Genomic DNA, 16,387 nt, shown 5'->3' with positions numbered 1-16,387 from the left:
TAAAAGAGCTCAAGCCGCCGGAAGGGGCCATACAGCGCCGCCTACGGTCGCACGGGTGATGAGCAGCATTCCGGAGACCTCGGCCCGAACGACCGGCGCACACCGGGCGCACCGGGAGGCGCGCGCGGCGCGTGACCGTGCGGCGGCGCGTGCGCTGGCGCAGCGACCGCCGGCCCGCTACGAGCCGTACCTGGACGGGCTGTTCACCTACTGCCTCTCGGTGCTGTGCGACCACGACGCGGCCACCGCCGCGCTCGGGGACGTGCTCGCCCTCGCCGAGCGGCGCGGCCAGCGCGTCCCGGAGACCGCCGGGGACCGCAGGGCCTGGCTGTACGCGCTGGCCCGCTGGGCCTGCCTGCGCGGGCTGGCCCAGGCCAAGCAGAAACGTCAGGCCACCCACGCGGTGGGCCGGCACCCCGCCCCCGACCCCGACCCCGCGGTCCCCGCGGACACCCAGGAGCAGCGGCGCCGCGAACTCGCCCTGCTCGCCTGGCCGGAGGCCGCCGGCACCACTCCCGAGCAGCGCGAGGCGCTCGAACTCGCCGTACGCCACCACCTCGCCGCCCACGAGGTCGCCGCCGTGCTCGGCATGGACCTGGCCGGCGCCCGGGAGCTGCTCGCCTCCGCCGCCTGCGAGGTCGAACGCACCCGCGCGGCCCTCGCCGTCGTCGAGACCGGCGGCTGCCCGAGCGTGTCCCACCTCACCGGCGACAGCCAGCTGGTCCTCAGCAGCGCCCTGCGCCGCGAACTGGTCCGGCACGTCGACGACTGCCCGCGCTGCCGCCGTACCGCCGAACGCGCCGCCCCCGGCCGGTGGCCCGGCGCGATGACCACGCCCGCCGAGCTGCCCGTCCTGGAGGCGCCCCGCGCGGCCCTGCACGTGGCCATGGCGCACCAGCCACGCGCGCGTGGCGCCGCCGCCCCGCGCTTCGACCGGCGGGGCTTCCCGATGGACCCCAAGGACCGTGCGGCCCGCCGCGACCGGCTACGCGCGCGTGCCGTGACGACGACCGTCGTCGCCACGGTGGTGGCCGCGCCGGTGCTCGCCCTGTGGGCCGCGTACCGGGGCTCGCCGGCGGGGGAGGCCCACGGCGGGCCGTCCGCGACCGCGCGCGAGGCCGCGGGACCCGACGCGCTCGACGGCGACGCGTCCGGGGGCTACCAGAACGCCGGCAACGCCGGCACCAGACCCGGGCCGCGGATCGGCAAGGACGGCAAGGCCGACGTCTCGGTCGAGGTGGTCAGCGTCGCGGGTACCGGCCGGAGACCGGCCGGTACGGGGCACCTCGCGGTGACGGCCGCGAACGACGGCGACACGACCCTGATCACGCTCGCGGCGTCGGGGGACGCGGCGGTGCGGTGGTCGGTGTCCACGTCGGCGGGCTGGCTGTACTTCTCCCGGCCGTCGGGAACGCTCCGGCCGGGCGAGTCGTTCACGATCAAGGTGTACGTCGATCATCTGCGGGAGCCGGCCGGGCACTGGAGCGCGCGGGTGGCGGTGGCGCCGGTGGGGGCGGTGGTGTCGATCGACGGGTTCGGGATGGCTCCGCCGACGCGCCGGGGCCCGAAACCGCCTCCTGCGGGGACGCCGACCCCGACCCCGTCCGACCCGACCCAGCCGTCACCGCCGGCCAGCGATCCACCGCCGTCGGGCGAGCCGACCCCCACCCCCACCGAATCGACCCCCACCGACCCGACGGGCTCCCCTTCCCCGACGACACCCCCCAGCGAGCCCCCCACCCCAACTCCGTAACCCACGAGCCCCTCCCTCGATCGGCCCCTAGCCCCGCCCGCTCTCCTGCGTCGACCGGTTTCCTGCGTCGGCTGGTCCCTTGTCCCGGCGGGTCTCCTGCCTCGGCTGGTTCCTTGCCCGGGGCGGTCTCCTGCCTCTGCCGGTCTTCTCCTTCCGCCGCGGCGGTGCTGGGCCACGACGGTGGAGTTCGGCGGTGCCGGGGTGGGCGGGAGAAGCCGTGGCGGGTTGTGGTGCGTGGGAGGGTGCGGCGCCGTTGTGGCTGGTCGCGCAGTTCCCCGCGCCCCTTCAGGGGCGCTGTGGTGAGTGTTACTCGGTCGGGTCGGCCGGGTGGGGTGCCAGCAGGGGGAGCTGGGAGGCGAGGCGGCTCTCGCAGAGTTCTGTCAGGCGGTCGTAGCCCGTCTTGCCCATGAGTTCGGTCAGTTCCGCGCGGTAGGAGACGTACACCGGGTCGCCCGCGCCGTGTGCCGAGGTCGCCGAGGTGCACCACCAGTGGAGGTCGTGGCCGCCCGGGCCCCAGCCCCTGCGGTCGTACTCGCCGATCGAGACCTGGAGGACCCGCGTGTCGTCGGGGCGGTCGATCCAGTCGTACGTCCGGCGGATCGGCAGCTGCCAGCAGACGTCCGGCTTGGTCTCCAGCGGCTCGCGGCCCTCCCGCAGCGCGAGGATGTGCAGCGAGCAGCCGGCGCCGGCGGCGAAACCGGGGCGGTTCTGGAAGATGCAGGAGCCCTGGTACGGGCGGGTCTGGCGGGAGCCCTCGTCGTCCTCCGAGACCCAGCCGTGCGCGGTGCCCTCGGCATGGTTCTGCCAGATCTCCGGCGTGAGCCTCGCCACATGATCGGCGACCCGCTTCTCGTCGTCCTCGTCGGAGAAGTGCGCGCCCAGCGTGCAGCAGCCGTCGTCCGCGCGGCCCGCCTGGATGCCCTGGCAGCCGCTGCCGAAGATGCAGGTCCAGCGGGAGGTCAGCCAGGTCAGATCACAGCGGAACACCTGCTCGTCGTCGGCCGGATCCGGGAACTCCACCCAGGCTCGCGCGAAGTCGAGACCCTTCTCGTCCGCCGCGAGGGGCTTCTTCGGCTGCTTCGCCCGCGAAGAACCGTCGGCTGATTTGGCGGCCTTGTGGTCCTTCGTCTTTTTCGTCTTTGGCACCCGTCCAGGGTAAGTCGCCGAAGGCCACTCCGGGGACTGCTCAGGGACCCCTGTCAGCAGTGTTCCGTACAGTTCCGTACATGAGACTCGGTGTCCTCGACGTGGGATCTAACACGGTGCACCTGCTGGTGGTGGATGCGCACCCCGGCGCGCGCCCGCTTCCGGCGCACTCGCACAAGGCGGAGTTGCGCCTCGCCCAACTCCTCGACGGCAACGGGGCGATCGGCCCCGACGGAGTCGAGAAACTGGTCGGTGTCGTCAAGGACGCCCTGCAGGCCGCGGAGGACAAGGGCGTCGAGGACCTGCTGCCGTTCGCCACCTCCGCCGTGCGCGAGGCCACCAACGCCGACGACGTCCTCGCGCGCGTGAAGGCCGAGACCGGTGTCGAGCTCCAGGTTCTCACCGGCGCCGAGGAGGCCCGGCTGACCTTCCTCGCGGTCCGCCGCTGGTTCGGCTGGTCCGCCGGAAAGCTGCTGGTCCTGGACATCGGCGGCGGCTCCCTGGAGATCGCGTACGGCATCGACGAGGAGCCCGACACGGCCGTCTCGCTGCCGCTCGGCGCCGGCCGGCTCACCGCGGGCTGGATCCCCGGCGACCCGCCGTCCTCCGAGGACATACGGGCACTGCGCCGCCATGTACGCGCCGAGATCGCCCGTACGGTCGGCGAGTTCAGCCGCTTCGGCGCCCCCGACCACGTGGTCGCCACCTCCAAGACCTTCAAGCAGCTGGCCCGCATCGCCGGCGCGGCCCGCTCCGCCGACGGCCTCTACGTCCAGCGCGAACTCAAGCGCGGCTCGTTGCAGACCTGGGTCCCGAGACTGGCGGCCATGACCACGGCCCAGCGCTCCGCGCTCCCGGGCGTCTCGGAGGGCCGCTCGGGCCAGCTGGTGGCGGGCGCGCTGGTGGCGGAGGCCGCGATGGACCTCTTGGAGGTGGACAGCGTGGAGGTCTGCCCGTGGGCCCTGAGGGAGGGTGTGATCCTGCGGCGCCTCGATCACATGGGATCAGCCTGAGCGCCTCCTCCCGCCCCGTACTCGCCGGCGCGACCCCCGTCACACCGGCGACCGGGCGCCCCCTGTCCACCCACCCCCACCCCGTAACCTGTCCCTCGTGGCAAACCCAAGGGACGTCGTCCGCATCCCGGATGCGAAGGTCGCGCTCTCCACGGCCTCCGTCTACCCGGAGTCGACGGCGACGGCCTTCGAGATCGCCGCACGCCTCGGCTACGACGGCGTCGAGGTCATGGTGTGGACCGACCCGGTCAGCCAGGACATCGAGGCCCTGCGCCGGCTGAGCGACTACCACCGCATGCCGATCCTCGCCGTCCACGCGCCCTGTCTGCTGATCACCCAGCGGGTCTGGTCCACCGACCCCTGGATCAAGCTCCAGCGGGCCCGGGCCGCCGCCGAGAAGCTGGGCGCGAGCACGGTCGTCGTCCACCCCCCGTTCCGCTGGCAGCGCCAGTACGCCCGCGACTTCGTCGAGGGGATCTGGCGCATGGCGAACGAGACGGACGTGCGGTTCGCGGTGGAGAACATGTACCCGTGGCGCTACCGCGACCGCGAGATGCTCGCGTACGCCCCCGACTGGGACGTCACGAAGGACGACTACCGGCACTTCACGATCGACCTCAGCCACGCCGCGACGTCCCGGACCGACGCCCTCGCCATGGTCGACCGGATGGGCGACCGGCTCGGCCACGTCCACCTCGCCGACGGCCGCGGCTCCGCCAAGGACGAGCACCTGGTGCCGGGCCGCGGCACCCAGCCCTGCGCCGAGCTGCTGGAACGGCTCGCGGTCACCGGCTTCGACGGGCATGTCGTGATCGAGGTCAACACCCGGCGCGCGATGTCCGGCGCGGAGCGCGAGGCCGACCTGGCGGAGGCCCTGGCCTTCACCCGGCTGCACCTCGCCTCGGCGGTGAAGGTGCCCCGCCGATGACCGACGCGCCCGCCGGAAAGGGCACCGGCGTCCGCCGCCGCGGCCGTCCGCCGCGTACCGAGTCGGCCGACACCCGGGACCGAATCCTCGTCACCGCCCGCGAGGAGTTCTCCGAACACGGCTTCGAGAAGACGTCCGTACGTGCCATCGCCAAGGCCGCCGGCGTCGACTCCGCCCTGGTCCACCACTACTTCGGCACCAAGGAACAGATCTTCGAGGCCGCCATCGCGGTCGCCTTCGCGCCCGTCGTCGACGCGCCCGGCGCCATCGCCGACGGCCCGCTGGAGGGCGTCGGCGAGCGGCTGACCCGGTTCGTCTTCGGGATCTGGGAGAACCCCACCACCCGTACGCCCCTGCTCGCGATCGTCCGCTCCGCCGTCAACAACGAAACGGCCGCCGCCGTCTTCCGCCGCCTGATCGCCGCCCAGCTGCTGAGCCGGCTCGCGCAGCAGGTGGACCACCCCGACGGGGAGCTGCGCGCCGACCTGGCCGCGGCGCAGCTGGTGGGGTGCGCGATGCTGCGCTACGTGATCAAGGTGGAGCCGCTGGCGTCCGCGGACGTGGAGCAGATCGTGGCCAGGATCGCCCCGGTGGTGCAGGGGCATCTGACCGGGCCGTGAGCCCGGCCGTGCGAGACGCGCGTCCCGCATTCCGGACACCTCGTCCCGAGGCCTGAACAACGGGCGTACGCTCGTTAGCAGCCCTATCTGTCTGAAGGAGCGAGCGACGATGCCCGAGCTGAGGTCCCGCACAGTCACCCACGGCCGCAACATGGCGGGCGCCCGCGCCCTTATGCGCGCCTCCGGTGTACCCGGCGCGGACATCGGCCGCAAGCCGATCATCGCCGTCGCCAACTCCTTCACCGAGTTCGTGCCGGGCCACACCCACCTCCAGCCGGTCGGCCGGATCGTCTCCGAGGCGATCAAGGAGGCGGGCGGCATCCCGCGCGAGTTCAACACGATCGCCGTGGACGACGGCATCGCGATGGGCCACGGCGGCATGCTGTACTCCCTGCCCTCCCGCGACCTGATCGCGGACAGCGTGGAGTACATGGTCGAGGCGCACTGCGCCGACGCCCTGGTCTGCATCTCCAACTGCGACAAGATCACCCCGGGCATGCTCATGGCCGCCCTGCGGCTGAACATCCCCACGGTCTTCGTCTCCGGCGGCCCCATGGAGGCCGGCCGGGCGACCCTCGTGGACGGCACGGTCCGCACCCTCGACCTGATCGACGCGATGGTCGACGCGGCGAACGAGAACGTCTCCGACGAGGACGTCCTCCGGATCGAGGAGAACGCCTGTCCGACCTGCGGTTCCTGTTCCGGCATGTTCACCGCGAACTCGATGAACTGCCTGACGGAGGCGATCGGCCTCTCCCTCCCGGGCAACGGCTCGGTCCTGGCCACCCACACGGCCCGCAAGCAGCTCTACGTCAACGCGGCCCGCACGGTCATGGACCTCACCCGCCGCTACTACGAGCAGGACGACGACACGGTCCTGCCGCTCAACATCGCGACCTTCGCCGCGTTCGAGAACGCGATGGCCCTGGACATCGCGATGGGCGGCTCCACCAACACGATCCTGCACCTGCTGGCCGCCGCCCAGGAGGCGGGCGTCCCCTTCGGCCTGGAGGAGATCAACGAGGTCTCGCGCCGGGTGCCCTGCCTCGCCAAGGTGGCCCCGAACGTCGCCAAGACCCGCACGTACTACATGGAGGACGTGCACCGCGCCGGCGGCATCCCCGCCCTCCTCGGCGAGCTGCACCGCGGCGGCCTTCTCAACGAGGACGTCCACTCCGTCCACAGCCCGTCCCTCGCCGACTGGTTGAAGACGTGGGACGTGCGCGCCGGCTCCCCGTCCCCCGAGGCAGTCGAACTCTGGCACGCGGCCCCCGGCTGCGTCCGCTCCGCCGAGGCCTTCTCCCAGTCCGAGCGCTGGGAGGCCCTGGACGAGGACGCGGCCGAAGGCTGCATCCGCAGCGTCGAGCACGCCTACTCCAAGGACGGCGGCCTCGCGGTCCTCAAGGGCAACCTCGCCGTCGACGGCTGCGTGGTCAAGACGGCCGGCGTCGACGAGTCCATCTGGACCTTCGAGGGCCCCGCGGTCGTCTGCGAGTCCCAGGAGGAAGCCGTCGAGAAGATCCTCAACAAGCAGGTCACCGACGGCGACGTCGTCGTGATCCGCTACGAGGGTCCCAAGGGCGGCCCCGGCATGCAGGAGATGCTCTACCCGACGTCCTTCCTCAAGGGCCGCGGCCTCGGCAAGAGCTGCGCGCTGATCACCGACGGGCGCTTCTCCGGCGGCACCTCGGGCCTCTCCATCGGCCACGCCTCCCCGGAGGCGGCCTCCGGCGGCACCATCGCCCTCGTCGAGAACGGCGACCGCATCCGCATCGACATCCCGAACCGCACGATCGAACTCCTCGTCGACGAGGCCGAGCTGTCCCGCCGAGAGCAGGCCCTGAACGGCGTCTACGCCCCGAAGAACCGCGAGCGCAAGGTCTCCGCGGCCCTGCGCGCCTACGCCGCGATGGCCACCAGCGCCGACAAGGGCGCGGTCCGCGACGTGTCGAAGCTGGGCTGACCCGCACGACAAGCCCGGAAGGGGCCGCCTCCGCACGGGGGCGGCCCCTTCCTTTCGGCCTCTTTACGGCTTCCCTTCGGCTGAACTTCGGCTTCCCTCCGGCGTCGCTACCAGTCGCCGGGATCCGCCGCGTCCACGGCGAAGACGGTGCCGTCGGGGGCGGTGGCGTAGACATGGGTACCGACGACCAGCGGAGCCGACAGCGTGGCGACGACCTGGTCGGTGTTGCCGGCCAGACGCGCCGGGGTCTGGCCGACGAGGGTTCCCCTGCGGGCGTCGACGGCGAGCAGACGTCCGTCGGCCGCCGTGAAGTAGACGTTCCGGTCGTCGGCCGTCGGCGACGAGCCCCGGCTCACCGACGTCTGGATTCCCCAGAGCCGTCTGCCGCGCTCCAGGTCGACGGCCTCCAGCGAGCCGCCTGCGGACAGCAGATAGACGATGCCGCCGTGCACCGAGGCGCCCGGCGCGTCCCGGCGGACGGGCAGCGCCACCCGGCGGGTGGTCCTGGTGGCCGGTGTGTAGCGCACCACCGCGTCCGTCTGCCCGGAGGCGAGGTCCGTGGACAGCAGGAACAGCGAGCCGCCCGCGCTGCCGACCGGTTCGAGGTCACCCGCGAGCCGCGCCTCCCAGCGCCGTTCCCCGGCCTCCGGGTCCAGCGCGGTGACCAGGGTGTGCGTGCCGTCGTCGGAGGTGCTGGTCGCGTAGGCCAGCCGGTCTCCGGCGAACGAGCTCAGGGACGGGGTGACGGTGCCCGACACCGGCAGGCTCCACCCGGTCCGGCCGGTCCCGCTGTCGATGCCGGTGATCACGCGGTCGGATCCGACGGTCAGCAGCATGTTCCGGGTGACCGCCATCGCCTGGTGCGCGGGCAGGTCCCGCTGCCAGCGCGGCGAGCCGGTCGCCGGATCCAGCGCCGCCACCCGCCGTCCGCCGTCCGCCGGCAGCAGCAGGAGCCCGCCCGACAGCGACGGTGCGCCGCTCGTCCGCTCGTCCGCGACCCGGTGCCGCCACAGCACCCGGCCGCCCGTCGGGTCGAGGGCGTAGGCAAGCCCCGACCGGAGGCACAGCACCTTCCCCGCGCCGGCGACGCACTGCGGCATCCCCGAACCGCCCTTGGCCACCGGCTCCGCCTGCCACGCCTCGAACGCGCCCGCGGAGCCGTGCACCGTGCTGCCCACCGGCGTCGGATCGCCGTCCCCGAACCACAGCGTCGAGGCGACCACGACCCCCAGGACCACGGCACCGGCCCCGACGGCGACGGCCGTGCGCCGCCGCGTCGTCCTACGCGCCTTCCCCGCCTTCCCCGCCTTCTGCTCGGGTACGGCGGCAGGCGACTCCTCCTCCGCTGGGTCGGCGCTGTCGCTGTCGCCGTCGCCCACCCAGACCCGCTGTGCCGGTATGAACGCCTGCGTGTCGTACGACGCCGACAACGACCGCATCTCCCGCATCAGTTCATCGGGCGTCGGCCGGTCCTCGGGCTCCTTGGCGAGGCAGCGCAGCACCACCGGAGCAAGCTCCTCGGGTACGTCGGCGAGGTCGGGCTCGTCGTGCACGACCTGGTAGGCGACGACGTAGGGACTGTCCGAGTCGAACGGACCCCGCCCCGTCGCCGCGTGCACCAGCACCGACCCGAGCGCGAAGATGTCGGCGGCGGGCCCCACCTCACGCGGTCGCCTGAACTGCTCCGGCGCCATGAACGGCGGCGTACCGATCAACTTCCCCGTCTCGGTCCGCAGTTCGCTGTCTTTCGGTCGGGAGATACCGAAGTCGATGACCTTGGGGCCGTCCTCGGCGAGCAGTACGTTGCTCGGCTTGAGATCCCGGTGCACGACGCCGACCCGGTGGATGTCGCGCAACGCCTCCGCCAGTCCGGCCATCAGCCGGCGCAACTGGGCAGGAGGCATCGGCCCGTTCCGCTTCACATGCTCGGAAAGGGTCGGGCCGGGAATGAAGAGGGTGGCCATCCAGGGCCGTTCGGCCTCCGGATCGGCGTCCACGACCGGGGCGGTGAAGGCGCCGCTGACCTTGCGCGCGGCGGCCACCTCCTGCCGGAAACGACCCCTGAACTCACGGTCCTTGGCGTATTGGGCATGCACGACCTTCACCGCGAGCTTCAGCCCCGAGGTGCTGCGAGCCAGGTGCACCACACCCATGCCACCGGATCCCAGGCAGGACTCCAGGCGGTAGTGCCCGGCGTACTCGGGAAGTTCCGCTTCCGCGCCCGCTCCGGTGTTGCGCTGTGGCGTCAAGGGACCACCCCCGTGCTGTTTCCGCGGAGCGCGACTCACGGAGCCTAGTCGATGACCCGTACGAGACAGAGGCGGCTTGCTAGCCTCCGCGTGCGAGTTACGTACATGTGTTTCGTGGCTCGAATGAGGGGAATCAACGGGACTCCATGGCACTCATGGGTTCAGTGGGGGGAGCACAAACATGTCCGTCGATCACACGCAGGAAGCAGGCGGCAGCGCCGAGGGGGAGGCCGTCTCGACGCTGGCGGCATCCGTGAAGACGTACGCGGTCGCCCCGGGCGTCCGCCTCAACGTCCGCAGCGGCCCCGGCACCGGCTACGACATCACGCGGACCCTCCCCGAGGGCACCCGCGTCCCGATCTTCTGCCAGACACCCGGCACGACGGTGTCCGGCTACTACGGCACCTCGAACATCTGGGACAACATCGACAACGGCGAATACGTCTCGGACGCCTACGTCCACACCGGCAGCGACGGCTACGTGACCGACCGCTGCGCCTGACCCGACCGGTCCGACCTGAGCCGGTCCGACCCGACCCGGAGCCCGCGGCCACCCGGCGCCATAATCGTCCCGTGAGCGACGAACCAGGCACCCCGGACACCCCCGCGGGCTCCACCGGCGGACCCCGCCCCGAGCCCCTCCGTTTCTTCGGCACGTCCTGGGTGAACCACGACGACGGCTACACCGCCCGCCGGATCGGCGTGGCCGTGGGCTCGCTCGCCGCGGCCGTCGCCTCCTGCCTGGTCCTGCGCCTCGCCTACGAGGGTGTCCAGCTGGCCGACACCGGCGCCTTCGTGACCGTCCTCGTCGTCGCGATGTTCGCCGTCTGCAGTGCCCTGGCCTTCCGCAACACCTGGGAGTCCTTCGGCAAGCGCCCCGACCCCGAACGCCAGGCCTCCCTGCGCGGCCTCCTCGCCATCGGCTTCGTCGGCTCGCTCCTCGCCTACTTCTTCCGCTCGCTCATCGAGGCCCCCGGCGAGAAACTCCACCGCGCCGAGTACGACACCGCCGTCCAGGAACACGAACACCGCACCACCCGCCGCTCGGGCAACCCGTCGAAGAAGAAGCGGAAGCGCTGACCCCGAGGCCGACGCCGCCGCCGCGCGGTCGCGGAGACGTGGCGCCGGTGCGATGGCGCCGGTGCGGTGGCCGACGGGCTGGATCCGACCCGCCCCCCGGGAAATCCCTGTCGCTCCCGTGCCACCGCCCGGGACCATGGCCGCATGACCACAGGCCAGTCGCAGTCGCACCCCCGCAACACGAGCCCGAACCTTTCCCCCGCCCCCTCCCATGCCGCACGCGCGCGCTCCTTCAACGCCGCCGCGGCACAGTACGCCGCGAACCGCCCTTCCTACCCGCCCGCTCTCCTCGACGCAGTGGAGGAGGAAGCCGGCCGCTCCCTCACGGGCGCCCGGGTGGTCGACGTCGGCGCGGGCACCGGCATCGCGACCGCCCTCCTGCACACGCGCGGCGCCGACGTGGTCGCGGTGGAGCCGGGGGAGGGCATGGCGGCCCAGTTCCACGCCACCCGCCCCGGCATCCCGATCGTCCGCGGCAACGGCAACGCCCTCCCGCTCGCCGACAGCACCGCCGACTTCCTCACCTACGCCCAGGCCTGGCACTGGACCGACCCGGCGCGCTCCGTGCCGGAGGCCCTCCGCGTGCTGCGTCCCGGCGGGGCGCTGGCACTGTGGTGGAACACCAGCGCACTCGACGTCGACTGGATCGCCGACGCCTCCGACCGCATCAGCCGCTTCTTCGACATCGACAACACGGCCGAGCAGAGCAAGGGGGCCGACCGCACCGACCTCGCCGACCCCAGCGGGCGGCTCCGCTTCGCCCGCCGCGAGGTCCGCTGGAGCCGCCGCGTCCCCGTCGACACCCACCTTGCCAACATCGGCAGCCACTCGGCGTTCCTCGTCACCTCCGAGCCCCGCCGCACCGACTTCCTCGCCGAGGAACGCGCCCACCTCCTGAAGATCTTCCCCGACGGTGTGGTCGAGGAGACGTACGACGTCCTCCTCCTCGTCGCGCTCAACGCCTGAGCGTTGCCGACACCACCGGCCCGCGGCGGGGATTCGGCCGCGGGCCGGTGGGGGTTCCTCGCGCAGGTTCCCCGCGCCCCGTGCGGGGCGCCTCAGCTGCGGGCAGTCGCACCAGCGCGGGCCGGTGGGGGCTTGTCGCGCAGTTCCCCGCGCCCCTCAAGGACAAAGACAAAGACTTAGCTGCGGGCAGGCGTGCCGCAGGGCGGCACGGGTGGGCGCGGCGGTGGCCGGCCAGCGCCGGTGAGCGTCCCCACCCCCCAGGGCCATCCCGTCCCCTTGACGGCCCACCCCCTCCCGAGCATTATTCATCACATGGTGAATTACTCGCCGGAGCCGCCCCAGGCCCCCGGCAACCCCGCCCTGCCCTCCGCCGTCCAGGCCGAAGGACTCACCGCGGTCCGCGGCCCCCGAACCGTCCTGCGCGGCCTCGACTTCACCGTTCCGCGCGGTCAGATCACCGGCCTCCTCGGCCCCTCCGGATGCGGCAAGTCCACCCTGATGCGCGCCGTCGTCGGCACCCAGGCCAAGGTCACCGGCACCCTCAACGTCCTCGGCCGGCCCGCCGGTCACCCCTCCCTGCGCACCCGGATCGGCTACGTCACCCAAGCCGCCTCCGTCTACGACGACCTGACCATCCGCCAGAACCTCGACTACTTCGGCTCGATCCTCGACCCCACCCGCCCCGCCTCCGCCCGCCGCGCCGACGTCGACCGCGTCCTCGGCGAAGTCGACCTCACCAGCCACGCCGCCGCCCTCGCCGGCAACCTCTCCGGCGGCCAGCGCAACCGCGTCTCCCTCGCCGTCGCCCTGCTCGGCAGCCCCGAACTCCTCGTCCTCGACGAACCCACCGTCGGCCTCGACCCCGTCCTGCGCCGCGACCTCTGGAACCTCTTCCGCTCCATCGCCGCCACCCGCGGCGCCACCCTCCTCGTCTCCTCCCACGTCATGGACGAGGCCGAACGCTGCCACCGCCTCCTCCTCATGCGCGAAGGCGAGATCCTCGCCGACGACACCCCCGAGGCCCTGCGCACCCGCACCGGCTCCGACACCGTCGAGGCCGCCTTCCTCCACCTCGTCGACGAAGCCAACGCCACCTCCCGCACGAAGGAATCGGCACGATGACCACTCAGCCGGCCACCACAGGAACCACCGCGGCCATCCCCGTCAGCGCCCTGAACCTCTCCCGCACCACCGCCACCGCCGCCCGCGTCCTGCGCCAGCTCCGCCACGACCCCCGCACCATCGCGCTGCTGCTCCTCATCCCCTGCCTGATGCTGGTCCTGCTCCGCTACGTCTTCGACGGCAGCCCGCACACCTTCGACAACATCGGCGCCTCGCTCCTCGGCATCTTCCCGCTCATCACGATGTTCCTGGTGACCTCCATCGCCACCCTCCGCGAACGCACCTCAGGCACCCTCGAACGCCTCCTCGCCATGCCCCTCGGCAAGGCCGACCTCATCGCCGGCTACGCCCTCGCCTTCGGCATCCTCGCGATCATCCAGTCGGCCCTCGCCACCGGCCTCGCCGTCTGGTTCCTGGGCCTCGACGTCACCGGTTCCCCCTGGCTCCTGCTCCTGGTCGCCCTGCTCGACGCCCTGCTCGGTACGGCCCTCGGTCTCTTCGTCTCGGCCTTCGCGGCCTCGGAATTCCAGGCGGTCCAGTTCATGCCGGCGGTGATCTTCCCCCAGCTCCTCCTCTGCGGCCTCTTCACTCCCCGCTCCGAGATGCACCCCGCCCTCGAAGCCGTCTCCGACGTCCTCCCCATGTCCTACGCCGTCGACGGCATGAACGAGGTCCTCCACCACACCGACATGACCGCCACCTTCGTCAGGGACGTCCTGATCGTCGCCGGCTGCGCCCTGCTGGTCCTGGCCCTCGGAGCGGCCACCCTGAGGCGACGCACGGCCTAGCCACCACCGCCCCCGCCGAAGTCCGGCCAGCGGACAGACGGCCCCCGCCCCGACCCCCGGTGCCAGACTGAACCGCATGAGTCAGAAAGTCGCAGTCCTCGGCACCGGCAAGATCGGCGAAGCCCTGCTGAGCGGAGTGATCCGCGCCGGCTGGTCCCCTGCCGACCTCCTGGTCACCGCCCGCCGCCCCGAACGGGCCGAAGAACTCCGCGCCCGCCACGGAGTCACCCCGGTCACCAACGCCGAGGCCGCGAAGACCGCCGACACCCTGATCCTCACGGTCAAGCCCCAGGACATGGGCACCCTCCTCGACGAACTCGCCCCGCACCTCCCCGCCGACCGCCTCGTCATCAGCGGCGCCGCGGGCATCCCCACCTCCTTCTTCGAGGAGCGTCTCGCCACCGGCACCCCGGTCGTCCGCGTCATGACGAACACCCCCGCCCTCGTCGACGAGGCCATGTCCGTCATCTCCGCCGGCACCCACGCCACCGAGGCCCATGTCGCCCACGCCGAGGAGATCTTCGGCGCCGTCGGCAAGACCCTCCGGGTGCCCGAGTCCCAGCAGGACGCCTGCACCGCCCTCTCCGGCTCGGGCCCGGCGTACTTCTTCTACCTGGTCGAGGCCATGACCGACGCCGGCATCCTGCTCGGCCTGCCCCGGGACAAGGCCCACGACCTCATCGTCCAGTCCGCGATCGGCGCCGCCGTGATGCTCCGCGACAGCGGTGAACACCCCGTCAAGCTCCGCGAGAACGTCACCTCACCCGCCGGCACCACCATCAACGCCATCCGCGAACTGGAGAACCACGGCGTCCGCGCCGCCCTCATCGCCGCCCTCGAAGCCGCCCGCGACCGTAGCCGCGAACTCGCCTCCGGCAAGAAGGACTGACAGGCCGCCGCAGACCGAAGAGGGGCCGGACGGTCGCGTCCCGGAGCACTGCTCCGGGACGCGACGTCCTGAGTCAGGAACTCCCCGTGTCTACCGCGCCGCGTTCAACGCGGGCTCGGCCGTCGCCTCCCGCGACCCCGACCCCGACCCCGATCCCGATCCCGATTCCGATTCCGATTCCGGGACGGCGCCAGGCGGCAACAGCCCGATCGCCCGATAGGCCGTATCGACGATCGGCCGGGCGATCGCCCGAGCCTTCTCCGCTCCATGCCGCAGCACCCCCTCCACATATCCCGGATCGGCACACAACTCCTTGTGCCTGGCCCGCACGGGCCTCAGCGTCTCCAGCACCGCCTCCGCGGTGGCCTGCTTCAGAGCGCCGTACGAATCGTGAACGGTTGCCAGTGACTCAGGGTTCCCGTCCGTGCACGCAGCGAGAATCTCCAGCAGATTCGCGACCCCGGGCCGCTCCTCCCGGTCGTACACGACCTCCCGGCCGCTGTCGGTCACGGCCCGCATGACCTTCTTGCGGATCACGTCCGGCTCGTCGAGCAGATAGACGATCCCGGGCCCGGAGTCGTCGCTCTTCCCCATCTTCGACGTCGGATCCTGCAGGTTCATCACCCGCGCCGCCACCGCAGGCACGGTCGCCTTCGGCACCGCGAACGTGTGCCCGTACCGTTGGTTGAACCGCACCGCCAGATCCCGCGTCAGCTCCACGTGCTGCGCCTGGTCGTCCCCGACCGGCACCTCGTCCGCCCCGTACGCCAGGATGTCCGCCGCCATCAGCGCCGGATACGTCAACAGGGACAGCCGCACCCCCCGCCCACGCGCCCCCTCGCTGGCGACCTTCTCCTTGTACTGGATCATCCGCCGCATCTCACCGTCGGTCGCCACGCACTCCATGACGTACGACAGCCGGGTGTGCTCGTCGACATGGCTCTGCACGAACACGGTGCACAGCTCCGGATCCAGCCCCGCCGCCAGCAGGAGCGTCGCCGCCTGCCGGGTGAGCCTGCGCAGCCGGGCCGGATCGTGGTCCACGGTCATGCCGTGCAGATCGACGACGCAGAACAACGCGTCGGCCTGGTGCTGGTCCACGGCAGCCCACTGCCGCATCGCTCCCAGGTAGTTCCCCAGTGTCAGGTGCCCGGTCGGCTTGATCCCGCTGAAGACCCGTGTCATTCCCTCTCCACCTCCTGGTCGAGACCGCCGTCCCGGCGGCCGGCCCCCTGAGGTTCTGGAGGGAGATACGCGAACGGCCGCCGAAGCGGCGGCCGTTGATTACGTACGTGAGCGCGGCCGCCGTCAGGCGGGCCACCACTGCTGGGTACACGTACGCGTAGTCATGCCGCCCACCCTACGCCGCCGGGGTGCCGTCCCGCCGCAAGTTGACACGCCCCAACCGGATACGTAGTGTTCTCCGAGTTGTCCGACGTGAGCGCCGACCCCGGTCGGTCCCCGGACAGCCACTCCGCAAGTACCTACCAGTAATCGGCGACACGTCGTCGACTGCTTCTGCGTGCGTATTTACGGAATGAGGAATCCACGTTCGAAAGGACGCGGCCCCCGATTAGCTCGGAGGCCGGGAATCCGCTAAAGTCTCACTCGTCGGAACGGCCCACCAGCCGCGAAGACAACACCCGCTGACTGGGAATCAGACGCCGAAAGGATCTGATAGAGTCGGAACCGCCGGAAAGGGAAACGCGAGAGCGAAAACCTGGAAAGCACCGAGGAAATCGGGTCGAGAAAAGATCTGATAGAGTCGGAAACGCAGACCGAAGGGAAGCCCGGAGGAAAGCCCGAGAGGGTGAGTACAAAGGAAGCGACCGTTCCTTGAGAACTCAACAGCGTGCCAAAAATCAACGCC

The 16,387-nt window shown here is 71.8% G+C and carries 15 protein-coding genes; 11 read left to right on the top strand and 4 right to left on the bottom strand.

The window, feature by feature from the left end:
• Positions 1-55: 55 nt before the first annotated feature.
• Positions 56-1,753, top strand: coding sequence for a hypothetical protein (locus ACGF5O_RS41885; protein ID WP_393815194.1), 1,698 nt, complete (start codon positions 56-58; stop codon positions 1,751-1,753).
• Positions 1,754-2,059: 306 nt separating this feature from the next.
• On the opposite strand, the gene ACGF5O_RS41880 is transcribed toward ACGF5O_RS41885, so the two are convergent.
• Positions 2,060-2,899, bottom strand: a complete 840-nt coding sequence (locus ACGF5O_RS41880) for a hypothetical protein (protein ID WP_393815193.1) — start codon at positions 2,897-2,899, stop codon at positions 2,060-2,062.
• A gap of 80 nt (positions 2,900-2,979) precedes the next feature.
• Here ACGF5O_RS41880 and ACGF5O_RS41875 point away from each other — a divergent pair, with 80 nt between their 5' ends.
• From ACGF5O_RS41875 to ilvD, 4 genes are all read left to right on the top strand, one after another.
• On the top strand, positions 2,980-3,912 hold the full coding sequence (locus tag ACGF5O_RS41875; RefSeq protein ID WP_393815192.1) for a Ppx/GppA family phosphatase: 933 nt from the start codon (positions 2,980-2,982) through the stop codon (positions 3,910-3,912).
• A gap of 97 nt (positions 3,913-4,009) precedes the next feature.
• Positions 4,010-4,840, top strand: coding sequence for a sugar phosphate isomerase/epimerase family protein (locus ACGF5O_RS41870; protein WP_393815191.1), 831 nt, complete (start codon positions 4,010-4,012; stop codon positions 4,838-4,840).
• Entirely contained in the window at positions 4,837-5,460 is a 624-nt protein-coding gene (locus tag ACGF5O_RS41865) for a TetR family transcriptional regulator (RefSeq protein WP_393815190.1), read from the top strand. Before ACGF5O_RS41870 ends, ACGF5O_RS41865 begins: the two co-directional genes overlap by 4 nt.
• A 109-nt stretch (positions 5,461-5,569) precedes the next feature.
• Positions 5,570-7,423, top strand: coding sequence for a dihydroxy-acid dehydratase (ilvD, locus tag ACGF5O_RS41860; protein WP_393815189.1), 1,854 nt, complete (start codon positions 5,570-5,572; stop codon positions 7,421-7,423).
• Between the two features lie 107 nt (positions 7,424-7,530).
• On the opposite strand, the gene ACGF5O_RS41855 is transcribed toward ilvD, so the two are convergent.
• Positions 7,531-9,672 carry a serine/threonine-protein kinase gene (locus ACGF5O_RS41855; RefSeq protein ID WP_393815188.1) on the bottom strand — a complete coding sequence of 714 codons (2,142 nt, stop codon included), beginning with the start codon at positions 9,670-9,672 and terminating at the stop codon, positions 7,531-7,533.
• Between the two features lie 181 nt (positions 9,673-9,853).
• Between ACGF5O_RS41855 and ACGF5O_RS41850 the strand changes: the two genes are divergently transcribed.
• From ACGF5O_RS41850 to proC, 6 genes are all read left to right on the top strand, one after another.
• The gene (locus tag ACGF5O_RS41850) at positions 9,854-10,174 is read left to right on the top strand and encodes an SH3 domain-containing protein (RefSeq protein ID WP_393815187.1); all 321 of its coding nucleotides are present in this window, start codon (positions 9,854-9,856) and stop codon (positions 10,172-10,174) included.
• A 71-nt stretch (positions 10,175-10,245) separates the two neighbouring features.
• On the top strand, positions 10,246-10,752 hold the full coding sequence (locus ACGF5O_RS41845) for an EamA/RhaT family transporter (RefSeq protein ID WP_393815186.1): 507 nt from the start codon (positions 10,246-10,248) through the stop codon (positions 10,750-10,752).
• A 144-nt stretch (positions 10,753-10,896) separates the two neighbouring features.
• A complete protein-coding gene (locus ACGF5O_RS41840; protein WP_393815185.1) occupies positions 10,897-11,718 on the top strand; it encodes a class I SAM-dependent methyltransferase in 822 nt (273 codons plus the stop codon).
• 312 nt (positions 11,719-12,030) lie between these two features.
• On the top strand, positions 12,031-12,840 hold the full coding sequence (locus tag ACGF5O_RS41835; protein WP_393815184.1) for an ABC transporter ATP-binding protein: 810 nt from the start codon (positions 12,031-12,033) through the stop codon (positions 12,838-12,840).
• On the top strand, positions 12,837-13,628 hold the full coding sequence (locus ACGF5O_RS41830; RefSeq protein ID WP_393815183.1) for an ABC transporter permease: 792 nt from the start codon (positions 12,837-12,839) through the stop codon (positions 13,626-13,628). The genes ACGF5O_RS41835 and ACGF5O_RS41830 overlap by 4 nt, the downstream gene beginning before the upstream one ends.
• A gap of 76 nt (positions 13,629-13,704) precedes the next feature.
• A complete protein-coding gene (gene proC / locus ACGF5O_RS41825) occupies positions 13,705-14,517 on the top strand; it encodes a pyrroline-5-carboxylate reductase (protein WP_393815182.1) in 813 nt (270 codons plus the stop codon).
• A 90-nt stretch (positions 14,518-14,607) separates the two neighbouring features.
• Here proC and trpS read toward each other — a convergent pair whose 3' ends face one another.
• Together trpS and ACGF5O_RS41815 are read right to left on the bottom strand one after the other, a co-directional pair.
• Positions 14,608-15,702, bottom strand: coding sequence for a tryptophan--tRNA ligase (gene trpS / locus ACGF5O_RS41820; RefSeq protein ID WP_393815181.1), 1,095 nt, complete (start codon positions 15,700-15,702; stop codon positions 14,608-14,610).
• Positions 15,703-16,174: 472 nt separating this feature from the next.
• Positions 16,175-16,387 (bottom strand): hypothetical protein (locus tag ACGF5O_RS41815; RefSeq protein WP_393815180.1); only part of this gene is annotated, 213 nt, incomplete at its 5' end.

The organism is Streptomyces sp. NPDC048291 (assembly GCF_043201715.1).
Lineage (GTDB): Bacteria > Actinomycetota > Actinomycetes > Streptomycetales > Streptomycetaceae > Streptomyces.
This window is presented reverse-complemented; position numbering and strand designations above follow the sequence as displayed.